Genomic DNA, 26,013 nt, shown 5'->3' with positions numbered 1-26,013 from the left:
AAAAGATAAACTCCTTTTTGCTTGGTGGAATAATAGATTGCGTGATTAAGTTTTTTTGAAATAATTGGTAGAATGGTTGAAGAATAACTTATTACACAATCTAAAATATTATGAAGAAAGAGGTAACTACGTGGCTACTCCTATAACGATTATAAAAAATGATGATGTTTTGTTCGAAGCAAAGGGTATCCAAGATGCAGCTAGATTTCTGGCAGAGCACCTTAGCATATCAAAATATAAATGCTACGATCCTATTGAACGCGGCTATGCTTATAGTATTCCATATTCACATCAAAATGACCAATATCGATTCATAGCTCCTGAATCATTGGCGTATAAACGTCGCTCAGAACTTGAAGAAAGCGATCATAAAAATGCTCGTCGTATTTGGTTAGTTTCAGCAAACCCAAGTGACTTTGATTTGGAAGGTGCTTTTAGTAGTCACGACGAAATTGACTGGAAACGATCTGCTAAATATGAAAATGGCGATATCTTTTTCTTTTATATATCAAAGGCGTTTCAAAAGGTTAGATATAAAGTTGAGGTAGTCCAAGGTAAAGTCCCAATAGAATCTGTTAACTATAACGAGAAATTCTGGTTAAATAAAGAGAAGTTAGAGGACGCTAAACAATCAGATTGGACTCGTATTAGAATTTTAGATGAGGTAGATAGTGATGAGCTTTCCCTTGAGCAATTGCGTAATCATGGGCTTAGAGGTAATCTTCAAGGACCTATGAAACTGCATGGAGAGCTTTGTGACTTTATTATGTCTTACTTTGATAGAGATATGACCAATGACTATTTCCCGGATGAAGTCCCTGAAGAATTAGAAGAAGGTAAGCGTAAAAGTGTTACTGTAAATGTGTATGAACGTAACCCGATAGCTCGAAAAAGATGTATTGAAAAGCATGGAGTTAAATGCAAAGTATGTGAGTTAGACTTTGAAGAAACGTATGGAGATGTAGGGAAAGACTTCATTCATGTGCATCATCTTAAGCCGCTTCACGATATTAGGGAACATTATGTTGTTGATCCTGAGAATGACCTCATTCCAGTATGTCCAAATTGTCATGCAATGCTACATAGGAAGGAAAACGGAGTGTACCTTTCTGTGGATCAGTTAAAAGAACGAATTTTAAATACGCGCTTAGTTTACGAAACTAAATAAGTTAATTATTGGAGAACAATTTTTGCATAGCCACAACAAGCTATGCTCTTTTATTTATATCCAATAATTATTGTATTCTTGTAACAAGCGACAGAATCAAATAGGGAAGATCTAATCCTAAACAAGTATACTTCAAACCGATCCTACTCTTAGTTTTGCAATTGTTAAAAATACTTTCCAATCAAAGGAGATAAATGCATAGACTGTAGTTAGATGCCTTTTCCTTAAGAGCAATGAAAATACCTTAAAAGGTTGTGAATTTGTTGGAGAGAAAATCCGAGGACATACGAAAACGTCATCAAGAAATCCTGCGAAATTTAGATGAAACGATTCATATCTTGCGAAAAGCCATAAAAGAAGACGAGGCAGAAATTAAGAGGTTAAAAGAGAAGATGAAGAAGGATGAGAGAAGTCAGGAGTGAACCTGAATTCTTTTTATAACATGTTAATAATTAACTTATAATAAAAGGAACGAATGAAGTGGAAAAAGAAGCTTGGATACAAATAAACTACTGGTTAAAGAAACGCCTTAAGAAAACTGGGGAAAGAAGAACGCTATGAATTAGGGAAAGGCTGGCACATACCCATTCCTCTTAACCCACATCATATTAATCTTTTAGGAGCCTAGGATAGGAAATGCTTATCCTAGGCTTTTTGTGTAACAAAACATTAAATGAAGTTTTAAAAAGGAATATAAGGTTGAGTGTAAAATTACTTAACTAACAGGAAATGTAAATTTGATATTTAATAGGAATGAAGGCTCTGAACATAGCGACGAACCAGGTGATGATGCTTAGGGTATTGATTGTGAGACGTGAGGAGGTGTGAATGAGTACGTTGAAGGGGTTACGTACATTTCAAAGGAGGATAAAATGGGAGCAATTATAAGTTCCTGTGGAAGTTATCGATATGTTCTTGAACGACCTTCTGAAGTAGAACAGCCTCAATTCGGTCCAGCACTTTTCATTATGTTAAACCCTTCAACCGCAGATGCTGAAAAAGATGACCCAACAATTAGACGGTGTAGAAGGTTTGGTAGAGATTGGGGGTATGCTGGAATAAAAGTTGCAAATTTATATGCACTGCGAGCGACAAAGCCAAGAGAGCTATGGGTTCACGATGACCCGGTTGGCATTGAAAATAATCAGTACTTAATGAACCTATTACTAGAACACAAAGATATTATATGTGCTTGGGGAGTGAATGCAAGGAAGAAACGAGTAGACCATTTTATTCGGTTAGCTCAACAAGCAGATGCTCGGTTGTGGTGCCTCGGAACAACCAAAAGCGGAGCACCGAGACACCCACTCTACGTGAAACGCACAGAACCTTTAAGGCAATGGGTTCGTTACTAATCCACCATCAAGCTAATAACATTCTGTTTTATGTTCACAGATAAAAAGGAGTTTATCATGAAACTACTATTCACACTTATTGTAGGGGTGCTGATTCTCTTCATCATTACCCCTATACTTATGCTACTTTTCGTAAAAAAGAAAAACGCATCCAAAACGAAAGAAGACCTCCTCACCTACATCGAGGAGCACAGAGACGCCTGCTCAGTAACGTTACTAGAAAATAAGTATAAGCTGCTCACTTTCAACGAAACGAAAGGAATGCCGCTCGCCAGTACCGTTAAGTTGATCTACCTAATCAACTTCGTTGAAGCGGTAAGAGAAAAGAACGTGACGCTCGATGAAAAGGTGAAAGTCGATGACCTTGACGCTCTCTATTTCGAAAATACGGATGGAGGGGCTCATCCAAGATGGAAGAAAGAGCACAACATCGGAGAAGAAGTTACCTTGTTTCAAATCGCACAGGGGATGATGCAGTTTAGCTCGAATGCGTGTACGGACTTTCTTTTTCATAGATTAGGTGCTGATCGTATCAATCACACGCTTACGAAGTACGAGCTCAATCCTCATTCACCGATTTATGCGATCAGTTCAGCGATGTTGGTTCCTGCTTATTTAAAGGTTGAGTATGGCTTGAAGAAAGCTCAGATTGCCCAGGCAATGAAAGAGATAGAGCAGCATGAATTTGAAAGCTTAGCCAATACGATGCTACATAACGTGTTGAACGAAAAGGCTGCACCTTTTCTTAAGGAATTATCGACCATCAACGATATGACCATTCAGCGCGTTCTGATGGACAAGTTGCCTTCTTCAACCACAGAGCAATACGCAACTTTCATGATGCGAGTAGGGGAATCGAATGATTTATCGATCGATGACAAGGAATTGATTGACCGCATACTTGGAGGGGCAGAGGAGAGCGGAAAACGACGCTGGTTTAAGGGAGGATCCACGGCGTTTACGCTGACTTCGGCGATGTATCAATGTGATGGTGAAGATTCTGTAGCGCTTTCGGTGTTCGTTCAAGATGAGAAGCGGTATGAGTTGTTGTGGATTCGGAATGTTTTTCATGATTTTTTGAAGGCGTTGGTAGAAGATCATGCGTTTAGGGAGAGAGCAATTCATAAGTTAGGGAATATGAACTAGGTGGTCTGGCATTATGCCGGACCACCTTTTTTGCGATGGAAGTAGCTTTCATCTTACAAAACCTACTGGTACTTGTAAAACAGGTGATTGAGGTGAAAGGTATAAAGAACTATTTTATCCCTGGAATTCATGAGACCTGCATTTTCGGTGGTGAGGTACATAGCTTTAATAGAGCTATGGTGGAAGGAGGAAGTGGTCGTTGAAAAAAACGCTCGTTGTTTTGCTTATTGTTTTACTAGTTGGAGTGGGAGGGTTTGTGGTTGATCAGTTTTTAGATGATGAATCAGTACCTGCGGTGTCTGAGGTCGAGGAAAATGAGCGAGTGGAAGAGGAAGCGGAGGAAACATTAGAACCAGCTGTTGAAGTGAAGCCAGGTGACTTAACAGGAAAATGGACTCGGAATATCCTCCATTACACGGGACATCTCAACATAATAGACGTAACGGAAGAGCGTTTTCGATTCACGCTGAATGTCATCGCAGGTGCGAATGTTGGGGGTATGGAAGGGGAGGCGGTGATTTCAGGGGACAGTGCAACATTCAAGACGTCTGAAATCGATTGTGAGCTTACGTTTCATTTTTCAGAGGACCTCATCACGATCGAACAAAGTGATGAATGCATGATCTGGGGTGGTGTCGGAACGTTCTTCAACGGAGAGTATGAGCGAGGGGATGTGAAGATCGAGACAGATCTCATCGAGCAAGGCGTTCTCTCTGAATCAGAAGATCAACTTTTTAAAGATGTGGTTGGGAACGACTATGAGCTGTATTTAAATAATTTCAATGTCTATATGGAAGTTGAAGATCACGATGGACTTGAAACAAAAGTGATAAAAGGCTTTGTGAGAGGAATCGCGGCTTCAAATGGCGGAATCATCATGATCAACGAGCAGTATGTTTATGCTGCTGTGACGGATTCTGATGTGATTCGTTATCACTCGAACGATCCAGAGTACAAAGGGAAGTTGCCGGTTACGATTTCGGAGTGGGTAGATGAGATGGTGATGGATGAGGTTGTGATGGAGAGTGACTAGCTAGTACCAAAAATAAGAGCCTGGAGGCATGGTGCTATTCCGGGCTCTTCGATATAACAGTAGCGTTATAGCTATTACGTAATTAACAGGATGTGTCTTTGCCGGTCTTCCATGTTTCAATCGTTTTCTTTATAAAATCCTCAAGCCCGCTGTCCTCTAATGTCACAGTTTTTTTGATGCGCACACAACCCTTACCATAGTCCAACCCATTAAGGAGCTGTTTGGCATTCTCGATTTTTTCTACATTGCCAACATACACACTGACATAAGATTTCTGGGCGTTTAGATGAAAGAGATTGAATGATTCATCGCCGTAACAAAGCATTTTGTATTGAATGCCTTCTTGAAGCTCAGGTCCGTTTTGTAAAATGAACTGTCTGATCTTTAGCAGCTTGTCTTTTCTCCAATCATCTTCTAGCGCTTCAAAATATTGTTCTGGTGTGTCTACCTCGTATTGCAATGGTAATCCCCCTTTACAGTAGGTTTTGCGATTCTTTTATGAATACTCCTCGTACTTTATTTTACTTAAAAGAATCATAGAAGTCTTCTTATTAGTAGAGAAGATGAGGAATCTTAGAGAAGCTGATGAAGTGGTGAAACAAAATCCATATTCAATCGTATATAAGGTAAACCAACGATCAAAAGGTGGGGTAGCGTGGATACTGCTTTCTGGATTGCTGTTTTCTTTGTACTCTTTTTAGCGTTCAGTAGTTTTAGGAGGAAGAAGAAGTAGTTGTTGTAGTTCATTCTCATATCTAATGGAACAAACAAATTACTAAGGGACGATCCAGAAACGCTCACAAATTTGAGCGTTTTTTATTATGATTTGATGGAAGGTTTAGATCGAAGCACACCGAAGTTTTATTAAGTGAAATAGGATTTTTAGTCTGAAGGTATTATTCAAAGGAGGAATTCGTATGAAACTCACTCGTCTTGGTCATGCGATGTACTTGTTCACAAGTAAAGGTGGAAAGCGGTATTTGGTTGATCCATTCTTTGATATGAACCCTGGGTGTCCGGATGACTTTCAAACTGAGGAATTTATGAAAAGTATCGATACGGTGTTTTTGACGCATGGGCATTTCGATCATGCAAGCGGGCTTGAGAAATTGCTTGTACATAATCCGGAGTGTACTGTTGTGGCGCAGTATGAACTAGCGATGATTTTGATGCAAGAGGGTGTTCAGAATGCCTACCCACTCAATTTCGGTGGAACGCTTCAGCTAGATGGTGTGGCAGCAACGATGGTACAGGCGAAGCATACTTCGAGCTACAAGGAAACAGAAGGGACCCCGATCTATGCTGGGGAGTCGGCAGGTTATGTGTTTACTTTTACAGATGACCATACCGTCTATCATTCAGGCGATACCTCACTCATGATGGATATGAAGCTGATCCAGGATGTGTATGAACCGAACATCGCGATTCTGTCATCATCCGGTCAGTTTACGATGGGACCTAAGGAAGCTGCGTACGCGGTGAAACATCTATTGAATGTGGAAACGGTAATTCCGAGTCATACCTTTCCGACGAAAGAAACAGCTGCTCAACCTGAAACACTAGAAAAATTGCTGGATGCATTTCCTGTTGTTCAAAGCATGATGGGGAGAGATGATGAGCTTGCACATGAGTTGGCGGGAACGAATACGAAGGTTCTCGTGATGGGGTACGGGGAAGAAGTTGAGCTGTGATCGGCGGAAGAGAAGAAGGGTGGCCAACAGGGCTATCCTTCTTTTTACATACCTTTTCATTTTTTTACTATTCAATTTTGTGCAAACGGTTGCTTAACTGCACTACTTTGGTATATACTGTTAAAGTATAATTTTCCAGTGACGTAAAAGGATAGATTCATTGCACGCAGTCAGTCGATCAATGTGGAATCAGCCTACTTTTTTAATCTTTAATGCAAGCGATTGCACAAAACTATAATAAACACATTTCACTTCGCAGCTGTTCGTGCACGTATAGGAGGAAATCATGCTACAAGAAACAGTAGAACAAACAAATGACCAAAGGTATCAAAAAGAATTGCCGTTTCTCCCGATCACGACGATCTGGTTGATCAGTTTCGGGTTTCTAGGCGTACAGATGGCATTTTCACTGCAAAGTGCCAACATGGGGCGTATCTTTCAAACAATCGGTGCGGACCCGCATAATTTAGGAATCTTCTTTATCCTGCCACCACTGGCTGGATTAATCGTTCAACCGTTAGTCGGGTACTTTTCCGATCGAACATGGATGCCGAGGCTCGGTCGACGAATTCCGTATCTTTTAGTTGGAGCGGTGGTTGCGGTCATCGTGATGTGTTTATTGCCGAACTCCGGTAGTTTTGGGTTTAGTGCCGTTACGGCGATGACGTTCGGTGCGATTGCGATCCTGTTTATGGACCTTTCGTCAAACATGGCGATGCAGCCGTTTAAGATGATGGTTGGGGACATGGTCAACAAGGAACAAAAAGGATTCGCTTATTCGATTCAAAGTTTTCTATCAAACAGTGGTGCAGTACTCGCGAGTATTTTTCCGTTTGGATTAACGCTGCTTGGTGTATCGAATAGTGCACCTAAAGGCGTCGTGCCACAGTCTGTTGTTATTTCATTTTACGCTGGTGCGGTGATCCTCATCGTATGTAGTTTGATCACAGTCATCAAAGTGCGTGAGTATGACCCAGATGAGTATGCGATGTATCATGGCATTACAAAGGAATCGACGAAGGAAAAAGTAAACTTTTTCAAATTACTTGGAAGCGCTCCAAAAGTGTTCTGGACAATCACACTCGTTCAGTTGTTCTGTTGGATGGGATTCCAGTATCTATGGACGTACGGAACAGGCGCGATTGCGCTTAACGTGTGGAATACAAGTGATCCGTCAAGCCCCGCGTATCAAGATGCAGGGAACTGGTTCGGTATTATGACAGCGGTTCAATCGATCGGCGCAGTTGTCTGGTCGCTCGTGTTGGCGCGTATTCCAAACAATCAGAGAAAGCCGTATTACTCGATCAGCTTGTTGCTAGGTGGAATCGGATTTGGCTCGGTCTTCTTCATTCAAGATCAATGGGCATTAGTTATTTCGTTCACACTGATCGGAATCGCTTGGGCAGCGATGATGACGTTCCCGTTCACGATCTTAACGAACGCCTTGAAGGGAAGCAACATGGGTACATACCTTGGCCTGTTTAACGGAAGCATTTGCTTGCCGCAAATTATCGCTTCACTATTAAGCTTCGTGTTATTCCCACTGATCGGTTCTTCCATGCCGTTCATGATTTTGATCTCAGGAATCTTGCTTGTTCTTGGGGCGCTGTCAGTACCGGTGATTAAGGAGACGTATGCGAAGTAGGATTTATGGAGTAAGGTTATAAAGAATGAATGTAAAAGGGGGTGCAGATTGCATCCTCTTTTTGTATGTAGGGACGGAGGGACAGGTTCCATGTCCCAGTGGATGTAACAGGTGAGAGGGACAGTGAACCTGTCCCCGTGTCCCTCTGAATTATGGTACGATTACACATATAAAATGGACGAGAGGGTACCTATGAACGCAACTTTAAAAATAACGCTAATCGTTATCTCAAGTGTTCTGACACTCACGCTGCTACTCGTAGGAACTGCCGTTTTCTTCATTCATAGTTTCATCGAAGAGAGTGCGGGTGAGACTGTGTCCTACTATCATGCCGTTGAAGCGATCGTTACGTTAAACTTCGATGGGGAGTTGGAGAAGGAAGCAAAGCAGTCGAGGGACGAAATGTTAGATAGGGACGTCACGATTTATGTAGAAGATGAAGATACAGATCTCTTTCCACTCGTAAAAGATACACTCAAGCAAGCAAGAACGACAACGAAGGCGTTAATCGGTGAAGTGGATGAGAGAAACGTCGACCTTATTCTGTTTACGAATGAAGAAGAATTTAATGGATTGAGTGAATTGAGTCACGTGGAAGGTTTCTATGATCGCTTTGCGATGATGATTGGTGTGCTCGTTGATGACAAACAGGGCGTAGTAGAAGGTAATGAAAAAGCGCTTTATCATTTTCAACGTAAGATTCTGCACGAATACACGCATTATGCGTTAGATCGTAAAGTAGAAGTGACGAACGCTGGGCTGCATTTCTATCCACTATGGTTCCAAGAGGGCGTAGCGGATTATGTAGCGAACAAAGGTAGTAACGTAGAAACGTGGGACTATGAACTCGTCCCGTTCGATCAGCTCATCACTCACGAACAGTGGGAAGAAGCAGGGGCAAGAGAGATGACAGACGTGTACAGGCAGAGCTACTTCACCGTTACGTACGTGATTGAAGAAAATGGGGAAGAAGTGATCAAAGAGATCATCGACGCGACGAGTGAATCGGGTGATTTTGAACAAAGCTTCGAAACCATAACTGGATTGTCTTATGGTGATTTATATAAGAAGCTAAAAGATGATACAAACGATATCAATTAGTACGTCTTCCTTTTATACAATTATTTATATAGTGTACAAACTCAAAGCATAAAGCTTTGAGTTTTTTTATAAAATGATGTTTATTCAGTACCCATACGGGTTATAGCATTACTGAAAGCATTGATGGGGCAATAATAGGCACAAGCACCTCTGTTTGACAATATACCTGTAGGGGTATAAAATAACAACTGTAAATCGCAAGAAAAACCATGCCTCATGTACCCTGGTAGGTTTAAAGCGGATTGCAGTAATCTAGCTTTAAGAGGGTATTAGGAAAAGTGAAAATGCTGTGATGAATCCAATTTTAGTTAGAAAGTGGTAGAACTACTGCGTTTGACAATATACCCACCGGGGTATACAATTGCATCGTAGTCGACAGAAAAGTGATAAAAAATTTTTAGTTTTTCTTATACCCCGTAGGGTAATTATGAAAAGAGATTACAAGGTAATACTACGAATTCAAGGAGGTACGAATGATGAAGGAAATTAAACCAGAAGAAGTAGCGAAGAAAGTGAAGAACAATGAGGATGTAAGCATCATCGACGTGCGTGAGGATGAAGAGGTTGCTCAAGGTAAGATTGCTGGTGCAACGCACATCCCATTAGGAGAACTGGAAGATCGCTTGGATGAGATCGATCAATCGAAAGAGCATATTATGGTTTGCCGCTCTGGCGGTCGAAGTGGGAAAGCTTATCAGTTCCTTGAAGAGAAGGGCTACAATGTTCAGAACATGACGGGCGGTATGCTCGAGTGGAAAGACGACGTAGAAAAATAAGGAGGATTTCAGCATGAATCTTGTAGCGAATGAAACGCTTGATGCAAAGGGCCTTGCATGCCCGATGCCGATCGTAAAAACGAAGAAGGCGATCAAGAACCTTGAACCAGGTCATGTGATCGAGGTTCAGGCAACGGATAAGGGTTCAACAGCTGATATCAAAGCATGGTCAGAATCTACCGGGCATCAGTATTTAGGAACCGTAGAAGAAGGTGACGTGCTAAAACATTACATCAGAAAGGCGAGCGAAGCAGAGACATCTGAAGAGAAGAAGCATGGGGATGTACTCGATTTAGATGGTCTCCGAAGTAAGATCGATGGCGATGAAACCATTTCGATTCTTGATGTTCGTGAGCCTGCTGAATATGCATTTAGTCATATTCCTGGCGCAATTAATATACCCCTCGGGGAGTTGGAAGAACGCTTTGAAGAGTTGAATAAAGACGATGACATCCACGTCATTTGCCGTACGGGAAGCCGAAGTGATTTAGCTGCACAAAAGCTAAGTGAAAAAGGCTATCAGTATGTAAAAAACATTGTTCCTGGAATGAAAGAATGGCAGGGACCGACTGAAACAAATAATTAATTTTATTATGGGAGGATTTTTAAAATGGCAGACACAAAGGTAGCGATTATCGCAGCAAACGGAAGTCTTTTCGATGCATATAAAGTATTCAACGTTGCAACAGCAGCGGCAGCTTCTGACGCAGAAGTAGGGATCTTCTTTACATTTGAAGGCTTGAACTTAATTCACAAAGAAGGACACAAGAACCTGCCTATTCCTGAAGGAAAAGAGCATTTCAAAGAAGGCTTTGAAAAAACTAACGTACCGTCGATCGAAGAGCTTGTTGGCATTGCACAAGAACTTGGCATCAAACTAATCGCATGTCAGATGACGATGGACGTTATGGGTCTTGAAAAAGATGAATTTGTAGACGGCATCGAAGTAGGCGGTGCTGCATCATATATCGAATATGCGAAGGATGCTAACATCTCGTTAACATTCTAAGAATAAAGGAGGATTATTGTTTTGGCTGTAAAGCATATTACGACGAAAGAAATCGCAAGAAAAGTTGTGACGAATGAAGAGACAACAATTCTTGATGTTCGTAACACGGATGAATTCGATGATTGGAAAATTGAAGGCGGAAGTGTGCACGTGATCAACGAGCCATATTTCAACCTTCTTGATGGGATTGAAGATGTGGAGCATAAATTGGACAAGGATCAGGAAATCATCGTTGTCTGTGCGAAGGGCGGTTCATCTCAGATGGTTGCGGAGATGTTCGATGAAGCTGGCTTCACAGATGTTTATTCCCTTGAAGGTGGAATGAAGGCATGGAGTGAGCACCTTGAACCAACGAAAATCGCAGACCTTAACGGCGGAGGAAGCCTTTATCAATTCGTTCGTCTAGGAAAAGGGTGTCTTTCATACTTCATCGAGTCAGACGGAGAAGCTGCAATCGTCGATGCGAACCGTATGATCGATGTGTATGAGAAATTCGCAGAAGAAAAAGGTGTGACGATCAAGCATACGATCGACACTCACCTTCACGCAGACCATATCTCAGGTGGACGCAACCTAGCAGAAAAGGCTGGTGGAACATACCACCTTCCTGAAAAGGATGCGACAGAAGTAACGTACGAATACTCGCCGCTTGAAGAAGGCAACGATATTACAGTCGGAAATACAACGGTTAAGGTTCAGCCTCTCTATTCACCTGGGCATACGATCGGAAGTACGTCACTCATCATCGATGATCAGTATCTTTTAACAGGTGACATTCTGTTCGTCGAATCGATCGGCCGCCCTGACCTTGCTGGTAAAGCTGAAGACTGGGTCGGCGATCTTCGTAACACGCTATACAGTCGTTACAAGGAGCTCTCGGATGATTTGATTGTTCTCCCAGCACACTTCTCGTTCTCAAGCGAACTAGGAGAAGGCGGACAGGTATCTGCGCGCCTTGGTGAACTTTATGAGAAGAACAAAGGTCTACAGGTTGAGGATGAAGAGAAGTTTAGAAGTATGGTGACGGATAATCTCCCGCCACAGCCTAACGCTTATGAAGAAATCAGAAAAACAAACATGGGTAAAGTTACCCCTGATGATGAAGAACAACGTGAAATGGAAATTGGACCAAACCGCTGTGCGGTTCACGAATAAACGTAAGGAGGATAAGACAATGGAATCAACAAAAGTATTAGACGCAAAAGGACTCGCATGCCCAATGCCAATCGTTAAGACAAAGAAAAGCATCCAGGAACTAAACTCTGGTGACGTACTTGAAGTCCATGCTACAGACAAAGGCGCAAAAAGCGATATCGCAGCATGGGTGAAATCCGGTGGCCATGAGCTTCTTCAAGATACGGAAGAAGACGGCGTACTGAAATTCTGGATTAAAAAAGCATAAATCGAAATAAGGACCTTGAACGGTCCTTATTTCAATAAGAAGGTGAACGGACATGGACTATAGCATTTATTTTTTAATCGTCATCTTTCTAATTGGTTTCATCGGTTCATTCGTATCTGGAATGGTAGGAATCGGTGGATCGATCATCAAGTATCCGATGCTGCTTTATATCCCAGCACTTCTCGGACTCTCTGCATTCACGGCGCATGAAGTAGCGGGGATCTCGGCCGTCCAGGTGCTATTCGCCACCATCGGCGGCGTTTGGGCATACCGAAAAGGCGGTTATTTAAACAAGACGTTAATACTCTATATGGGTGTTAGCATTTTGATCGGGAGCTTTATCGGTGGATTTGGCTCTAAATTCATGAGTGATGATGGCGTCAATCTTGTCTACGGGGTCCTCGCGACAATCGCTGCGATCATGATGTTCATTCCGAAGAAGGGCATCGACGACCAGCCTTTGGATGAGGTAACCTTCAATAAATGGTTAGCTGCATTCTTTGCGTTTCTCGTTGGAATCGGTGCAGGAATCGTCGGCGCAGCAGGTGCGTTTATTCTCGTGCCGATCATGCTGCTCGTGCTGAAGATTCCAACCCGCATGACCATCGCATCATCGCTTGCGATCACATTTATTTCTTCCATCGGTTCGACGGCTGGTAAGGTGTTTACAGGTCAGGTGCTGTTTATTCCTGCGATTGTGATGATCGTCGCAAGTCTGATCGCATCACCGCTCGGAGCGAACTTCGGGAAGAAAGTAAATACAAAGATCCTGCAGGTGATCCTCGCGCTCTTGATCTTAGGAACCGCGATCAAGATCTGGATGGAACTCCTTATGTAACGATAATTCGACAGGTACCAGGCACTAGGAAGATTCGACAGGTGACAGGCACCACGAAAAGAAGGATAGCGCGCAGCGCTATCCTTCTTTCATTTTCTTGATTTGCTTTACCATCTCATCGTAATCTTCATCCGTCAGTACCGGATACTCATCAATCTTATTATGAACGTATTCGAGTTCTGGAGGCAGCGTCGTCTTCTTCTGTTTTGTAATTAAGGAAGCGACGGTACCCGTTACGATCCCGATCAATGAAATCCCGACAAGCATATAGAAGATCGCGATGATTCGACCGATACCCGTTACAGGATAAAGGTCACCATACCCAACAGTCGTCGTCGTAACGATTACCCACCATAATGCATCCCCATAATGTTCGAAGGCAGGTTCTAACCACACCATCGGGAGTGATGCGATGAACATCGATGCGATGAGAAGGATGATGTAGCGGTCGATGTTCAATCGACTGAACACTTCGTTCAAGGACGACTTCCGCTTCTTGATGATCGCAAGCAGTCTTATCACTCGGAAGAGGCGAATTAATCGTGCGGATTGGAAGATCTCGCCTAGAGGGATGATAGCGATCAATTCCAACACATTCGATTTCACGAATTCAACCTTGTTATCACTAATGATAAGACGAGTGAAGTAATCGATCACAAAGATCCCCCAGATGAACCAGTCTAAGCTGTAGTTCGTATCCACAATAATGGAATAGATCACGAGAGATGCAAGCGTGACCTCATAAATAATATGTAATCTTCCGGCAGTATTCGAAGTGATGTACCGTTTAAAGAAGTCGATCAGAGAAATCACCTCACAGTTTGTTATGGTCGTTAGTAGAGCACTCTAGGTGAGGCATTACAATGAGTTAACCGCCGAAGAAAAAGTCTAACACGTTTCCAGCTTTCGAGGCGTCCTTCGAGTAGAATTCAGAGTATCCACAGTTCTTGCAGTACACGACCTTGAATTTATTGTTTTGTACATCGAGAAACTTGGCAACGCCTGCTCCCGTCATCGCCACTTCTTTCTCCCCAGCATCGGTGCTTCCGCATTTGATACAGCCTTTTTCGCTCATAGTCAACAACTCCTTTTTACTAATCAAAACTAAGCTTTCTTTCATTAATGGAAGAAAAACCTATGTTCTAGGTCTAGTTTAACATGAAGTGGAGAGCGTCTACCTGTCTATGAAAACATCGTAAGCGTCTAGAACATAAAAAGAACCTTCGCAATGAAGGTCCTTTTAATTTATCTTACTGTGATTCAGGATCACCCGCAGGATGTGTCTCGATATACTCTTTGTATGCTTCAAAGGTATGAACGTTAAACTGCTTGAAGCTATCATAGGTGTGAAAAACGCTGTACCCATTGCTCAGGTAATCGTTCAATTCAGCACGCGTGAAGGAAGACAGAGAGATCCAGTCTAGCTCAGGCGTACCACTTAAAAACTCGGAACCTATTGAGACTTGCTTACCTGCAGCCTCAGCTGCCTTCAAAAATTCTACGCCTGCATCAATATAAACACTGTTGAATCTCGTATAATTCATGACCGCAACTTCATCAACGATACCGAATAGCTTCGGAAGGAACTTGCGTCCATCTGAAAACTTGTAGTCGTGAAGCCAGTATGGAACAACGACGACTAACCGAAGCGAGTCTGAAGCAGCGATATTATGCTGATCGATTAAATTCCTTACCTTTCTCAAGTTCGCCAAGTACTGTGTTAAGTACGACTCTTTGTTTTGCTCCCAGTCTGCAAACGTATGAGGCTCGATATCGAGATGGAGCGCATCGAACCGGTTGGAGTAGTCACGGTTGTAATCGAGTACGATTTGTACATTCTTTCTTAAGTGCCAGTAGTAGGCATCTAGCGCCCAGTCGGAATTGCCGTAAAGCGCTTCGACTTCTCGCCCTTGTTCATGCAGCGTCTGGATAAAAGAATCATAGCTTTCAGGTTTTGACTGTAGCACGTGCGCCTTTAGGTTCGGGTCATACCCGACGTTCATGATCGCCGTGTCGATCTCGAGCGCGTCTAACTCACCGAAAAATGTTTGGTCCTGGTTGTACATGTAGGAGGCATCCCACATCCAGGATCCGTACCGAGCATCGTTATGGGTACTAGCCGTTGCAGTTGAATGAATAGGGAAACACATCAAGACGATTGTAAAACCGAGCAGCCAACGTTTCATGAAAAGTTCTTCCTCTCTAATGATGTTACTATCATTATCGGTTGGAAGTTGAAAGTAGTGTAGTGTTTGGTGTGAAAATGGTAAGAAACGCATAGGGGTATAGGCGAAAGAGTTTACTAGTTTCACTAGTATGCATCTGTTCTACTTTTACTATAAAAAAGATAAATCCATCCTTTTACTTTCTCCAGGTATTGGTTTATAATTGGGGTGTTGCAAAATGCATAAGGGTAGAATTGTTGTTTAATAAAACGTAGATGAACCGACTTATTTTGCAACGTTTTTTTATATCATTGTTGTAAACGGTTACAGTCGGCTTTTCTTAAGACGATACATAAGTCGGAGAGGTGATGAACGGGTGTTAGAACATAAATACGAAAATTTGAAAGCGATTTTACGAGAAATGAAGAGTGTGGTCGTCGCGTTTTCTGGCGGTGTGGATAGTACGTTCCTATTAAAAGTAGCGATCGACGAACTTGGAAAAGAGAACGTTCTCGCGGTAACGGCGGATTCTGAGACGTATCCGAGCAGTGAGTTAGAAGAAGCGAAGGAGCTTGCGGTCTTAATCGGTGCGCATCATCAGGTGATCGAGACGTCAGAGCTTGCGATCCCAGGGTATACGCAGAACGATGAAAATCGATGCTATTTCTGTAAAAACGGTTTGTTCGAAGAAGTGATGCCGATTATGAAAGAAAAAGGATTTGAGAATGTCGTGTACGGTTTGATTGCGGATGACATGAGTGAATACCGACCTGGTGCGCGGGCAGCGAAGGAACATAACGTGCGTGGACCGCTTCAGGAAGCGGAGTTTTACAAAGAAGACATTCGTACATTGTCAAAAGAACTGGGACTCCCGACTTGGGAGAAGCCTTCCTTCGCTTGTTTATCATCGCGCATCGCGTATGGGGAAGAAATCACGCAGGAGAAATTGACGAAGGTCGATAAGTCTGAGGCGTATGTGAAGAGTCTCGGCATCAAACAAGTTCGCGTTCGGACGCATGGGGATATGGCGCGTATCGAAGTCGAGCCGAAGGATATGCAGGTGGTGATGGACAATCATCGCAGCATTTCTAAGAAGCTGCAGTCGTTTGGATATCAGTATGTCACGATCGACCTTGAAGGATATAAGAGCGGCAGCATGAACAAAGTGTTAGAAGTCGAACAATCTACTATATAAACGAAGAGGTGTTTCACGATGAGAGAGAGAAACGTAGATGACGTTCTACAGCGAGTGAAGGATGGGAGTCTAGGAGTTGAAGATGCGAAGAGCCTTCTCTCGAAGTTTGAAGATATCGGGTTTGCAAAGGTCGACCATCAGAGAGAAGAGCGGACGGGCTTTCCTGAAGTCGTGTACGGAGAGGGCAAGACGCCTGAACATATGGTCGAGATCTTAAGTTCTCTGAAGCGCCATACAAACCGCGTTCTTGCAACGAGGATCTCACCTGAGAAGGCGGCATTTGTGATGGAACAAGTAGAAGATCTTACGTACAATGAAGCAGCTCGAACGCTGTACTGGAAGCATCCAGACGAACCAGAGGTCCTCTATGGCGGGTACATTGCAGTCGTGTGCGCAGGCACGTCCGATCTTCCTGTTGCAGAAGAAGCAGCTGTCACGGTTGAAGCGTTCGGTGCATCCGTCAAACGGATTTATGACGTTGGTGTAGCAGGCATCCATCGCCTTTTCCATCACCTTGACGAGATCGAGAACGCGACGGTCGCGATCACGGTCGCTGGGATGGAAGGCGCGTTAACGAGCGTTGTTGGCGGGTTGATCAGTAATCCGATCGTAGCTGTGCCAACAAGCATCGGGTACGGAGCAAACTTCCAGGGGCTCTCCTCTCTTCTTTCCATGCTTAACGCCTGCTCACCAGGCATCAGCGTGATGAACATCGACAACGGCTTTGGAGCAGGATACTATGCGACATTAATTCATAAAAATCATCGTGATACGATAATCGATTAACTGGGGGAAGAAGATGAAAACACTATACCTTGATTGTTTCTCAGGAATCAGCGGCGATATGACGATCGGAGCGCTCCTCGATCTAGGTGCGGACTACTCCGTTCTTGAGCGAGACATCGCGAAGCTTAATATTGAATCAGAATACAAGTTAAAAACGTATAACGTGGTGAAGCAGGGCGTTTCTGCAACGAAGTTTGATGTGCTCCTTACACATGAGGAAGAGCATCACCATGACCACGACCACAGTCACGATCACGGTCACGAACACGAACATAGTCATGACCACGACCACGGTCATCATCATGGCCACGATCATGATCATAGTCACGATCACGATCACCACCATCGCCACTACACGGACATCGTTGACATGATCAATCGTGCTGAACTGAATGAAAACGTGACGAAGATGGCGCTTTCTGTTTTTGAAAAAATCGGCCGAGCGGAAGCGAAGATTCACAACATGCCGTTTGAAAAAGTACATTTTCACGAAGTGGGAGCGGTTGATTCGATCGTGGATATTGTGGGTGCGTGTATCTTGATCGATTCTCTCAACGTGACGAGGATCGTTTCTTCTCCTGTTCCAGTAGGCAACGGGCGTATCCGCATCGCGCATGGGATTTATCCGGTACCGGCGCCTGCGACGTTAGAGTTACTGAAAGGGATTCCGATTCAAGAGACGGCGATCAAAGGAGAAGTGACAACGCCGACAGGGGGCGGTATATTAGCTGCGCTTGCGAACGATTTTGGTCCGATGCCTTCGTTTGTTGTCGAGTCAGTCGGGTATGGAGCGGGTACGAAGGATTTCCCGGATCACCCGAACGTTCTCCGAGCGGTTCTAGGCAGTTAAGAAAGGAGGTCGGTTTTGATGTCTCAACCTTTTTCGCATAAGGAGGAACATATCGACGACGAGATGCTGAAGGTCGAAGTGAACCTCGATGACATGCCGGGCGAGTGGCTTGGGTATGTGATGGAAAAGCTGTTCGATCACGGTGCGAACGACGTGTTTTATTCGTCGATCTATATGAAGAAAAACCGTCCTGCCATTTTGCTTCAATTACTATGTGACAGGGAAAAGTTAGATGACATTAAGCGTGTGCTGTTCGAAGAAACGACGACGTTTGGGATTCGTTACTACCCGATCTCCGTTCATCGCCTCGAGCGATCGTTCGATGAAATCGAGACGGAGTGGGGACCTGTGACGATTAAACGAGGCGTCCATCGTGGAGAAGCCGTCGAAAGTGCTCCTGAATACGAGGATTGCAAAGCGATCGCGGAGAAATATGAGATTCCGATCAAAGAGGTATACCGCGTCGTATGGGAGAAGCTTCGTCATCAGAAGTAGGAATTTTAACCAGAAGGTGAAACGATATGATTAAAGCATTAGTAATCGCTCCTTACGAGGGGCTTATCGAAATCATGCGTGACATAGACGTTGAAGATTTCGAGATCCATACCGCGCTCGGGAACCTGTATGAAGGGGTAGAGGTCGCGAAACAGTATGAGAAGAATGGGTTCGACATGATTATCAGCCGTGGGGGAACCGCTTCACTCGTTCAAGAAGTCGTGTCGATTCCGGTCATCGATATACAGGTGTCGGGCTATGATATCCTCCGTCTTTTGACGCTCGTGAAGGGCTTTTCAGGAAAAGCTGCCATCGTAGGGTTTCCGAATATTTCTCAAGGTGCTTCAACGATTTGTGACCTCCTCGATCTTGATATCAATACGCTCACGATCGAGAAGGACCATGAAGTTGAGGAAAAGTTGAAGAGCTTGAAAAACGACGGATATGAAGTTGTGATCGGAGACGTGGTCACTATTGAAACAGCGAAGCAGCTTGGCATGAACGGGGTGCTCATCACATCTGGCAAGGAAGCTGTGATGGAAGCGCTGGATGAAGCGCGACGAGTGTTTGGCCTATTTTCAGAGCTACATAAAGAAGTATCGCTGTATCAGTCGATCATCGACTCTGATGAGCGGTTGATCGGTGTGATGGATAGGAAAGGGAAAGTGATCTGTTCGAATAAACGGTTTGAAAACGCGTTTTCTAGAGAGAAGATCGAGAATTCTCCTCCGATTCTAGACATCGTAAAAAACACGTCATCTACGCTGCAAAAGAAAATGGTGACGGTTGAAAATCAGCTCTGGCACCTCACGACGAATGAGGCGGAAGAGCGCGTGATCCTGTATATGGAGAAAGCTTTTCCGAATCAATCCCAAGGTGGGATAGAAGAGCGGAAGGAATATGCGATCGATGTTGTCACAGCCGTTCCTCACTTTCTCTTGACTGGAAAGAGTGAACAGATGCAGGAAGTGATCAAACAGGTCGAAAAGTATAGTCGAATGGACGAGCCGCTGTGGGTGATCGGAGAAACCGGCACAGGGAAGGATTCGGTCGCTCAGTCGATCTACTTGAAAAGCAAGCGAAACAATGAACCGTTCATTACGATCAACTGTGAATTACTAAAAGAAGGTCAGATATCTGATTTGATTGAGGAACAGTTCTTTACGAACCATGCTGAAGGGGTCGTGCACCTGAAGCGAATCGACCGGTTAGACGTACGGGCTCAAAAAGAACTGTATCATTATTTGCGTAATGAAACAGATAAGCTTCCAAGGTTGATCGTTTCATCGAAAGATGAGCTTCGTATGGATGAAGGGGATGCGACGATCGATCATGATTTATTCACGCTCCTCGCACGCTTAATCATCTATCTTCCACCTCTTCGAGAACGTGCGCAGGATATCGAGAACTTGATTCCTGTGTTCATTTCTGAATTTCATTCGAAATATGGAAAACAGATCGTCGGGGTAAGACAGGATGCGATGCATGAGCTGAAGGAATATGACTGGCCGCGTAACGTCGATCAGCTGAAGCAGGTAATCGAACAACTCGTGCTCCACTCGAAATCGTACTACATCGAGAAAGACGCCGTATTATCACTGATCGACCTGTTAAAGCAGCGTCCGAAGGTTGAAGGAGATGGCAGCTGTACGATTGAAGTTAGCGGATCATTAAAGGATATCGAAAAGAAAATCATTCAGAAAGTTCTTGAGGAAGAAGAGATGAATCAATCCAAGGCTGCGAAGCGGCTTGGTATTAATCGATCCACACTTTGGCGCAAGCTTAAATAAAGCTTGCGTCTTTTTTTTGTTGTAAAGAAAAGGAAATGAAGCACTGAAAAACAGCTCTAGTGTTTCAATTTGCAACGAATATGAGGTGTTTGCTGAGTTTTTAGAAAATAATTCGGTTTTTTACTAGATTTGTTTGAAATTTGTATTGTTAAATGCAACGCTTTCATTTACTATAATTCTTGTAAGCGTTTTAATGTGTTCGAAAATAAAACATCATGACTTTGTTGCTGGTCTAAAAGGCTTAGGTTTAGAGAAAGAGAAACATAGCGGAAAGGGGGGAGAAGCGGGTTTGAAATTAGCAGTGATCGCAGATGATTTAACAGGAGCAAACGATACGGGCGTCCAATTTGCGAAGCAAGGGTTAGACACGACCGTCTTGTTTCCAGATACGGTCTTACAGCCAGCGCATCTTGATGGAGACGTCATCGTGTTGAATTCAAACAGCAGAGCGCTGCCAAGAGAGAACGCGTATCGCATCGTGAAAGACGTATCGTCACAGCTTTATGAGTTAGGCGTAACATCAGTCTTAAAGAAGATCGATTCTACGATGAGAGGAAACGTTGGTGCAGAAATCGACGCCGTGATGGATGTGTATGATTTTACAACAGCATACGTTGTTCCGGCTTTTCCGAAAAGCGGACGCATCACCGTTGAAGGTGTCCACTATGTCGATGGCATTCCGCTCGATGAAACTGAAACGGCGAACGATCCGACTTGCCCGGTCAATAAGAGTTACTTGCCAGAACTATTGCAAGAGCAGAGTAAACGAGAAATCGCGCGTATTTCGATAAGTGATGTTCGAGAAGGAAAAGAACAGCTCGCATCAAAAATGAAAGCGCTGTCCCGTGGGGGATCTAAGCTGGTCGTCGTCGATGCTGAAACGGACGAGGAGTTACATACGATCGTCGAAGCGAAGAAGCTTTTAGATGAAGATGTCCTTTGGGTCGGATCGGCCGGAATCGCGTATCACCTTTGTAACTCGATTCAAGAACGCGCGAAATCGCAGCATCAGGTTGAGACAGAGCTTCCATTACTCGTGGTTGCAGGAAGTATCAGCGCTATCACCCAAAAGCAAGTGGAGGAATTAAAGAAAAAGACGGCGATTCAAGAAGTTGTGATTTCGCCCCATCACTTTTTAAGTAACGAGACGCGAGGAAGTGAGATCGACCGAGCTGTCGAACTCGGAAACGCGTACTTGGAGCAAGGTGATGTGATCGTCTCCACAAAACGTGATCCTGAAGCGATCGACGAGGTGAGGAAGGTTCAGCAGTCGCTCGGCATCACGAACATGGATGTTGGCAGCCGAATCGCAGATGCGCTAGGTGAGATCGCGGGTCGTTTGATCGACAGGAAACGAATTCAGGGCGCTGTCTTAACGGGTGGCGACATTGCCGGCGCAACCTGCAAAGTTCTGAATGGAAAAGGCATCCGCATCATTGGAGAAGTGGAAGACGGACTTCCTTATGGAGAGTTGCTTGGTGGCCGATACAACAGGCTGCCGCTTGCGACGAAAGCAGGGTCGTTCGGCAGTGAACAGGCACTTGTGAAAGCTCTTGAAACGTTACGGGCCGTTACGAAACACGCATATGAAAAGGTTCAAAAATAACTCATATTGGAGGAAACAAGATGAAGAACATTAAGAAGAAAGTATTGGGTGCTGTGTCAGTACTAAGTCTGGGTGCACTTGTTGCTTGTGGTGGAACGGATCAGGAAGCAAGTTCGAACGGTGAAGCGGCTTCTAACGACACGAAAACGCTGCAAGTCGGCATCACGCTTGCTGAGGATTCTCATTACTACAAAGGTCTTGAGCATTTTGGTGAACTCGTTGAAGAAAAGTCTGACGGTGAGCTTGCGATCGAAATCTTCCCGAACGGTTCATTAGGTGGAGAGCGTGACATGGTTGAAAGTCTACAGGTTGGCTCTCTTGATATGGTCTTATCTTCAACTGGTCCTCTAGGTGGATTCGCGCCAGAGATCAACGTCGTTGACCTTCCATTCCTTTTTGAAAGTCGTGAACATGCGTACAAAGTCCTTGACGGTGAAATTGGACAAAGTCTACTAACAAACCTTGAAGACCAGAGCTTAAAAGGCCTAGCATGGTGGGAAAATGGATTCCGTCACGTGACGAACAGTGAGCGTGCGATCGAGAAGCCTGAAGATCTTGAAGGCTTGAAGATCCGTACGATGGAAAACAACGTACACCAAGATTCCTTTAAAGCACTAGGTGCAGACCCGACTCCAATGTCCTTTACTGAGCTATTCACAGCACTACAACAAGGCGTTGTCGATGGACAAGAAAACCCAGTTCCGATCATTTCGACTTCTCGTTTCTATGAAGTTCAAGATCACTTAACGCTAACGGGTCACTTCTATTCTCCAGCTGCACTTCTCGTAAGCTCTCAAGTGTTTGATGGTTTAACAGAAGATCAGCAAAAAGCGCTACAAGAAGCAGCAGTTGAAGGTGCAGAGTATGAGCGTGAGCTTGTTGCTGAGATGGAACAAGAAATGATTTCTGGATTAAAAGACGAAGGCATGAACGTGGTTGAAGAAGTTGACAAGAAGGCATTCCAAAAAGCGACTGAATCTGTATACGAAACATATGCGGATCAAGTTGGAGAAGATCTGATCAAGAAAATCCAGGATGCTGCAAACGAATAAGAAAGCATGAGACTTATGATGCGGGGATGACCTCCCCCATCATATTGTTGTATGGGGGAGGTTTAGATACATATGAATGCCATCATAAAGACGATCGATCGATTTAATAAACTACTAGGTGTCGTCCTTGCTCTTCTCATCATGGTGATGTCCGCCGTTATTTTCTATCAAGTTTTCTCGCGGTTTGTTTTAGAAGATTCATTGCGCTGGTCAGAAGAATTGGCAAGGTACATCATGGTCTGGAGCGTGTTTATCGGTTCTGCACTTGCGATCAGAAAACGCGATCTCATCTCGGTCGATGCGATCAAAGAACTGATGTCCGCTCGCGCAAGGAACATCTTGAATATTGCCGTCTATTTAGTGAGCATCGTGTTTCTGGCGATTCTCGTAAACTATGGATTTGTTTTAGTAGGAAATATCTCGGCACAGCTTTCTCCTGCGATGAATATTTCGATGGCGTGGGCGTATTCAGCCATTCCGATCGGCTCTCTGTTGATGATCATCAACTGTGTGGCCGTGATTTTAGAAGTGATCTTGGACCTAAAGGGGGGCAGTGAACAATGACAACGGTATTATTAACAACGATGTTAGTTCTGTTCCTCTTCACGGTTCCAATCGCGCTTGCGATCGGATTAGCTTCAGCGATCGCCATTTGGCTAACGAGTGATCTCCCGATGCTCGTTATCGTTCAGCGTATCTTTACGTCGCTCGATTCGTTCCCGCTGATGGCGATTCCGTTCTTCATTTTGGCAGGTGCCTTGATGGAAACGGGAGGCATCTCAAAACGACTCGTCCATTTCGCAAATACGCTCGCTGGTTCCATGACGGGTGGACTTGCAGGTGTAACGGTCATCACGTCGATGTTCTTTGCTGCGATTTCTGGATCGAGTCCAGCGACGGTAGCGGCGATCGGTTCGATCATGATTCCGGCGATGGTTGCGAGGCATTATGACGTAAACTTCGCATCCGCTGTTCAAGCTGTATCGGGTGCGCTCGGCGTTATCATCCCACCGAGTATTCCGATGATCCTCTACGGAGTAGTCGTAGGTGTTTCAATCGGGGACTTGTTTATGGCAGGCATCATTCCTGGTCTATTGATCGGGTTCTCATTGATTTTAACCGCGTTTATCTTTTCAAAGCGACGCGGGTACAAAGGAACAGAGCACTTTACATGGGGGGAGCGCTTCACAGCATTTAAAGATGCAATCTTCGCCCTGTTGATGCCGACGATCATCCTTGGTGGAATCTACGGAGGGATCTTCACACCAACGGAGGCAGCGGTCGTCGCTGTTGCATACGCCCTCATCATCGGCGTGTTCGTTTATAAAGAAATCAAACTGAAAGACCTGATTCCAGTGTTTGTGAAATCAGGGTTAACGACGTCCGTGATCATGCTGATCATCGGTACGGCAGGTCTACTAGGCTGGCTGTTGACGAAGGAGCGCATTCCTCAAACGGTCGCACAGTCCTTTATGAGCTTTTCGGATAACCCGTTCGTGTTTTTATTGATCGTGAACATCTTCCTACTCATCGTAGGAATGTTCTTCGAAACGTCTGCATCGGTCATCATCTTAGCGCCGATCCTCGCACCGATTGCGATCCAACTCGGTGTTGATCCGGTCCATTTCGGAATCATCATGGTCGTGAACCTTGCGATCGGAATGGTAACACCACCGCTTGGCGTCAACTTGTTCGTTGCGATGCAAATATCCAGGATACGATTAGAAACGTTATCAAAAGCGGTCCTGCCGTTTTTATTCATCTTGATCGTCGATGTGTTACTCATCAGTTATATACCGGAGATATCACTATTCCTAGTGGAACTTTTCGATAAGTAAAAAAGGAGGACGAACGCATGGCTAAACCAATTATTGCGATTACGATGGGCGATCCGTCTGGCGTAGGACCTGAAATTATCGTAAAATCATTTCAAGACAAAGCGGTACATGAAAACTGTGACCTATTTGTGATCGGTGATGAAAAGATGCTCAAGAGGGCGATCGACGTAACGGGTGTCGACCTTCAAGTGAGAAGCATCACTTCACCTGAGGAGGCATCATTTACACACGGAACGATCGATGTTGTCGATCTTGATCTCGTTAGTGAAGACCTTCCGTGGGGCGAAGTGTCAAAAGAAGCTGGAAACGCAGCGTTTCGCTATTTAGAAAAAGCGATTTCGTATGCGAACGAGCAAAGCATCCAGGGCATCTGTACGGCACCTCTTAATAAAGAAGCGCTTCATAAAGCGGGGCATATTTACCCGGGCCATACCGAAATTTTAGCAGAGCTTACAAATACGAAAGACTTTGCGATGATGCTTTCCGCTCCAGGACTTCGCGTCATCCATGTGACTACACACATCGGTCTCATCGATGCGGTGAATAAGATCGACGTTGAGCGTCAGTACACGGTGATCAAGCTTGCACACGAAACGCTCCAAAAAGCTGGGATCGAGAAGCCGAAGATCGCGGTTTGTGGGATCAACCCTCATGCTGGGGAGAACGGGCTTTTCGGAAACGGTGAAGAAGAAGAGAAGATCATTCCTGCCGTTGAAAAAGCGCAAGCTGAAGGCATCGATGTTGTCGGGCCGCTCCCAGCAGATACGCTTTTCTTCAGAGCGAAGCGCGGGGACTTCGATATCGTCGTCGCGCAGTACCATGATCAAGGTCACGGACCGATCAAGGTGCTCGGGCTTGAGTCTGGCGTGAACATCACGGTTGGACTCCCAACGATCCGTACGAGTGTGGACCATGGAACGGCATTCGATATCGCTGGGAAAAACATCGCAGATGAAAAGTCGTTGAAAGAAGCGATCCGGATGGCCTATGAGTTAGCGCCGACAAAGGTAGTAAAATAAAGAACTCAGCGATAGCAAGAGACACCTCTGTCTCTTGCTATAGTCGTTATAAA

At 44.4% G+C, this 26,013-nt stretch carries 26 protein-coding genes and 1 pseudogene; 23 read left to right on the top strand and 4 right to left on the bottom strand.

The window, feature by feature from the left end:
• Window positions 1-130: 130 nt before the first annotated feature.
• The 5 genes from ACXADT_RS18920 to ACXADT_RS18900 all read left to right on the top strand — a co-directional run bounded on the left by ACXADT_RS18920 (window position 131) and on the right by ACXADT_RS18900 (window position 4,702).
• A complete protein-coding gene (locus ACXADT_RS18920; RefSeq protein WP_474832352.1) occupies window positions 131-1,168 on the top strand; it encodes an HNH endonuclease in 1,038 nt (345 codons plus the stop codon).
• A gap of 263 nt (window positions 1,169-1,431) precedes the next feature.
• On the top strand, window positions 1,432-1,590 hold the full coding sequence (locus ACXADT_RS18915) for a hypothetical protein (RefSeq protein WP_474832351.1): 159 nt from the start codon (window positions 1,432-1,434) through the stop codon (window positions 1,588-1,590).
• 450 nt (window positions 1,591-2,040) lie between these two features.
• On the top strand, window positions 2,041-2,523 hold the full coding sequence (locus ACXADT_RS18910) for a DUF1643 domain-containing protein (protein ID WP_474832350.1): 483 nt from the start codon (window positions 2,041-2,043) through the stop codon (window positions 2,521-2,523).
• 57 nt (window positions 2,524-2,580) lie between these two features.
• Window positions 2,581-3,669 carry a serine hydrolase gene (locus tag ACXADT_RS18905; protein WP_474832349.1) on the top strand — a complete coding sequence of 363 codons (1,089 nt, stop codon included), beginning with the start codon at window positions 2,581-2,583 and terminating at the stop codon, window positions 3,667-3,669.
• 199 nt (window positions 3,670-3,868) lie between these two features.
• Entirely contained in the window at window positions 3,869-4,702 is an 834-nt protein-coding gene (locus ACXADT_RS18900) for a hypothetical protein (RefSeq protein ID WP_474832348.1), read from the top strand.
• 82 nt (window positions 4,703-4,784) lie between these two features.
• Here the strand turns inward: ACXADT_RS18900 and ACXADT_RS18895 are convergent, their stop codons facing one another.
• Window positions 4,785-5,162, bottom strand: a complete 378-nt coding sequence (locus tag ACXADT_RS18895) for an iron chaperone (protein ID WP_474832347.1) — start codon at window positions 5,160-5,162, stop codon at window positions 4,785-4,787.
• A 457-nt stretch (window positions 5,163-5,619) separates the two neighbouring features.
• Between ACXADT_RS18895 and ACXADT_RS18890 the strand changes: the two genes are divergently transcribed.
• The 9 genes from ACXADT_RS18890 (at window position 5,620) to ACXADT_RS18850 (ending at window position 13,164) form a co-directional block, all read left to right on the top strand.
• Window positions 5,620-6,393: a metal-dependent hydrolase gene (locus ACXADT_RS18890; RefSeq protein WP_474832346.1), complete on the top strand. Its 774-nt coding sequence runs from the start codon at window positions 5,620-5,622 to the stop codon at window positions 6,391-6,393.
• Window positions 6,394-6,679: 286 nt separating this feature from the next.
• Complete coding sequence (locus ACXADT_RS18885; RefSeq protein ID WP_474832345.1) at window positions 6,680-8,038, top strand: SLC45 family MFS transporter; 1,359 nt, start codon at window positions 6,680-6,682, stop codon at window positions 8,036-8,038.
• Between the two features lie 192 nt (window positions 8,039-8,230).
• On the top strand, window positions 8,231-9,139 hold the full coding sequence (locus tag ACXADT_RS18880; protein ID WP_474832344.1) for a collagenase: 909 nt from the start codon (window positions 8,231-8,233) through the stop codon (window positions 9,137-9,139).
• 476 nt (window positions 9,140-9,615) lie between these two features.
• On the top strand, window positions 9,616-9,915 hold the full coding sequence (locus ACXADT_RS18875) for a rhodanese-like domain-containing protein (RefSeq protein ID WP_474832343.1): 300 nt from the start codon (window positions 9,616-9,618) through the stop codon (window positions 9,913-9,915).
• 13 nt (window positions 9,916-9,928) lie between these two features.
• The gene (locus ACXADT_RS18870) at window positions 9,929-10,501 is read left to right on the top strand and encodes a sulfurtransferase TusA family protein (protein WP_474832342.1); all 573 of its coding nucleotides are present in this window, start codon (window positions 9,929-9,931) and stop codon (window positions 10,499-10,501) included.
• A gap of 24 nt (window positions 10,502-10,525) precedes the next feature.
• The gene (locus tag ACXADT_RS18865; RefSeq protein WP_270181144.1) at window positions 10,526-10,924 is read left to right on the top strand and encodes a DsrE/DsrF/DrsH-like family protein; all 399 of its coding nucleotides are present in this window, start codon (window positions 10,526-10,528) and stop codon (window positions 10,922-10,924) included.
• 21 nt (window positions 10,925-10,945) lie between these two features.
• Window positions 10,946-12,079, top strand: coding sequence for an MBL fold metallo-hydrolase (locus ACXADT_RS18860; RefSeq protein ID WP_474832341.1), 1,134 nt, complete (start codon window positions 10,946-10,948; stop codon window positions 12,077-12,079).
• Between the two features lie 19 nt (window positions 12,080-12,098).
• Entirely contained in the window at window positions 12,099-12,326 is a 228-nt protein-coding gene (locus ACXADT_RS18855) for a sulfurtransferase TusA family protein (RefSeq protein ID WP_270181146.1), read from the top strand.
• A gap of 52 nt (window positions 12,327-12,378) precedes the next feature.
• Window positions 12,379-13,164: a sulfite exporter TauE/SafE family protein gene (locus ACXADT_RS18850; RefSeq protein WP_474832340.1), complete on the top strand. Its 786-nt coding sequence runs from the start codon at window positions 12,379-12,381 to the stop codon at window positions 13,162-13,164.
• 78 nt (window positions 13,165-13,242) lie between these two features.
• Here the strand turns inward: ACXADT_RS18850 and ACXADT_RS18845 are convergent, their stop codons facing one another.
• The 3 genes from ACXADT_RS18845 to ACXADT_RS18835 all read right to left on the bottom strand — a co-directional run bounded on the left by ACXADT_RS18845 (window position 13,243) and on the right by ACXADT_RS18835 (window position 15,350).
• Window positions 13,243-13,977 carry a potassium channel family protein gene (locus ACXADT_RS18845; protein WP_474832339.1) on the bottom strand — a complete coding sequence of 245 codons (735 nt, stop codon included), beginning with the start codon at window positions 13,975-13,977 and terminating at the stop codon, window positions 13,243-13,245.
• Between the two features lie 55 nt (window positions 13,978-14,032).
• Window positions 14,033-14,239 carry a zinc ribbon domain-containing protein gene (locus tag ACXADT_RS18840; protein ID WP_270181149.1) on the bottom strand — a complete coding sequence of 69 codons (207 nt, stop codon included), beginning with the start codon at window positions 14,237-14,239 and terminating at the stop codon, window positions 14,033-14,035.
• Window positions 14,240-14,414: 175 nt separating this feature from the next.
• Entirely contained in the window at window positions 14,415-15,350 is a 936-nt protein-coding gene (locus ACXADT_RS18835) for a hypothetical protein (protein ID WP_474832338.1), read from the bottom strand.
• 355 nt (window positions 15,351-15,705) lie between these two features.
• Here ACXADT_RS18835 and larE point away from each other — a divergent pair, with 355 nt between their 5' ends.
• The 9 genes and pseudogenes from larE (at window position 15,706) to pdxA (ending at window position 25,960) form a co-directional block, all read left to right on the top strand.
• A complete protein-coding gene (larE, locus tag ACXADT_RS18830) occupies window positions 15,706-16,524 on the top strand; it encodes an ATP-dependent sacrificial sulfur transferase LarE (protein ID WP_474832337.1) in 819 nt (272 codons plus the stop codon).
• An 18-nt stretch (window positions 16,525-16,542) separates the two neighbouring features.
• Window positions 16,543-17,310 (top strand): nickel pincer cofactor biosynthesis protein LarB, encoded by a 768-nt coding sequence (gene larB, locus ACXADT_RS18825; RefSeq protein WP_474832336.1) that lies wholly within the window; start codon window positions 16,543-16,545, stop codon window positions 17,308-17,310.
• A 13-nt stretch (window positions 17,311-17,323) separates the two neighbouring features.
• Window positions 17,324-18,655 (top strand): annotated as a pseudogene (gene larC / locus ACXADT_RS18820) (nickel pincer cofactor biosynthesis protein LarC).
• Between the two features lie 26 nt (window positions 18,656-18,681).
• Window positions 18,682-20,445 carry a PrpR N-terminal domain-containing protein gene (locus tag ACXADT_RS18815; RefSeq protein WP_474832335.1) on the top strand — a complete coding sequence of 588 codons (1,764 nt, stop codon included), beginning with the start codon at window positions 18,682-18,684 and terminating at the stop codon, window positions 20,443-20,445.
• Window positions 20,446-20,734: 289 nt separating this feature from the next.
• Entirely contained in the window at window positions 20,735-22,051 is a 1,317-nt protein-coding gene (locus tag ACXADT_RS18810) for a four-carbon acid sugar kinase family protein (protein ID WP_474832334.1), read from the top strand.
• 20 nt (window positions 22,052-22,071) lie between these two features.
• Window positions 22,072-23,103 (top strand): TRAP transporter substrate-binding protein, encoded by a 1,032-nt coding sequence (locus tag ACXADT_RS18805; protein ID WP_270181155.1) that lies wholly within the window; start codon window positions 22,072-22,074, stop codon window positions 23,101-23,103.
• 72 nt (window positions 23,104-23,175) lie between these two features.
• Window positions 23,176-23,667: a TRAP transporter small permease gene (locus tag ACXADT_RS18800; protein ID WP_270181156.1), complete on the top strand. Its 492-nt coding sequence runs from the start codon at window positions 23,176-23,178 to the stop codon at window positions 23,665-23,667.
• On the top strand, window positions 23,664-24,941 hold the full coding sequence (locus tag ACXADT_RS18795) for a TRAP transporter large permease (RefSeq protein WP_474832333.1): 1,278 nt from the start codon (window positions 23,664-23,666) through the stop codon (window positions 24,939-24,941). The genes ACXADT_RS18800 and ACXADT_RS18795 overlap by 4 nt, the downstream gene beginning before the upstream one ends.
• Before the next feature lie 17 nt (window positions 24,942-24,958).
• Window positions 24,959-25,960, top strand: coding sequence for a 4-hydroxythreonine-4-phosphate dehydrogenase PdxA (pdxA, locus tag ACXADT_RS18790; RefSeq protein ID WP_270181158.1), 1,002 nt, complete (start codon window positions 24,959-24,961; stop codon window positions 25,958-25,960).
• The last annotated feature ends 53 nt before the right edge of the window (window positions 25,961-26,013 follow it).

The organism is Anaerobacillus sp. ABR4_321 (assembly GCF_056158505.1).
The sequence above is the reverse complement of the archived record's forward strand: the minus strand, read 5'-3'. Positions and strand labels throughout refer to the sequence as shown.

Excerpts from the sequence above, each read along its gene's own strand:
- ACXADT_RS18910 (WP_474832350.1), top strand. The coding sequence starts at position 2,041 with ATGGGAGCAATTATAAGTTCCTGTGGAAGTTATCGATATGTTCTTGAA.
- ACXADT_RS18905 (WP_474832349.1), top strand. The coding sequence starts at position 2,581 with ATGAAACTACTATTCACACTTATTGTAGGGGTGCTGATTCTCTTCATC.
- ACXADT_RS18890 (WP_474832346.1), top strand. The coding sequence starts at position 5,620 with ATGAAACTCACTCGTCTTGGTCATGCGATGTACTTGTTCACAAGTAAA.
- ACXADT_RS18885 (WP_474832345.1), top strand. The coding sequence starts at position 6,680 with ATGCTACAAGAAACAGTAGAACAAACAAATGACCAAAGGTATCAAAAA.
- ACXADT_RS18880 (WP_474832344.1), top strand. The coding sequence starts at position 8,231 with ATGAACGCAACTTTAAAAATAACGCTAATCGTTATCTCAAGTGTTCTG.
- ACXADT_RS18875 (WP_474832343.1), top strand. The coding sequence starts at position 9,616 with ATGAAGGAAATTAAACCAGAAGAAGTAGCGAAGAAAGTGAAGAACAAT.
- ACXADT_RS18870 (WP_474832342.1), top strand. The coding sequence starts at position 9,929 with ATGAATCTTGTAGCGAATGAAACGCTTGATGCAAAGGGCCTTGCATGC.
- ACXADT_RS18865 (WP_270181144.1), top strand. The coding sequence starts at position 10,526 with ATGGCAGACACAAAGGTAGCGATTATCGCAGCAAACGGAAGTCTTTTC.
- ACXADT_RS18855 (WP_270181146.1), top strand. The coding sequence starts at position 12,099 with ATGGAATCAACAAAAGTATTAGACGCAAAAGGACTCGCATGCCCAATG.
- ACXADT_RS18850 (WP_474832340.1), top strand. The coding sequence starts at position 12,379 with ATGGACTATAGCATTTATTTTTTAATCGTCATCTTTCTAATTGGTTTC.
- ACXADT_RS18840 (WP_270181149.1), bottom strand. The coding sequence starts at position 14,239 with ATGAGCGAAAAAGGCTGTATCAAATGCGGAAGCACCGATGCTGGGGAG.
- ACXADT_RS18835 (WP_474832338.1), bottom strand. The coding sequence starts at position 15,350 with ATGAAACGTTGGCTGCTCGGTTTTACAATCGTCTTGATGTGTTTCCCT.
- larB (WP_474832336.1), top strand. The coding sequence starts at position 16,543 with ATGAGAGAGAGAAACGTAGATGACGTTCTACAGCGAGTGAAGGATGGG.
- ACXADT_RS18815 (WP_474832335.1), top strand. The coding sequence starts at position 18,682 with ATGATTAAAGCATTAGTAATCGCTCCTTACGAGGGGCTTATCGAAATC.
- ACXADT_RS18805 (WP_270181155.1), top strand. The coding sequence starts at position 22,072 with ATGAAGAACATTAAGAAGAAAGTATTGGGTGCTGTGTCAGTACTAAGT.
- ACXADT_RS18800 (WP_270181156.1), top strand. The coding sequence starts at position 23,176 with ATGAATGCCATCATAAAGACGATCGATCGATTTAATAAACTACTAGGT.
- ACXADT_RS18795 (WP_474832333.1), top strand. The coding sequence starts at position 23,664 with ATGACAACGGTATTATTAACAACGATGTTAGTTCTGTTCCTCTTCACG.
- pdxA (WP_270181158.1), top strand. The coding sequence starts at position 24,959 with ATGGCTAAACCAATTATTGCGATTACGATGGGCGATCCGTCTGGCGTA.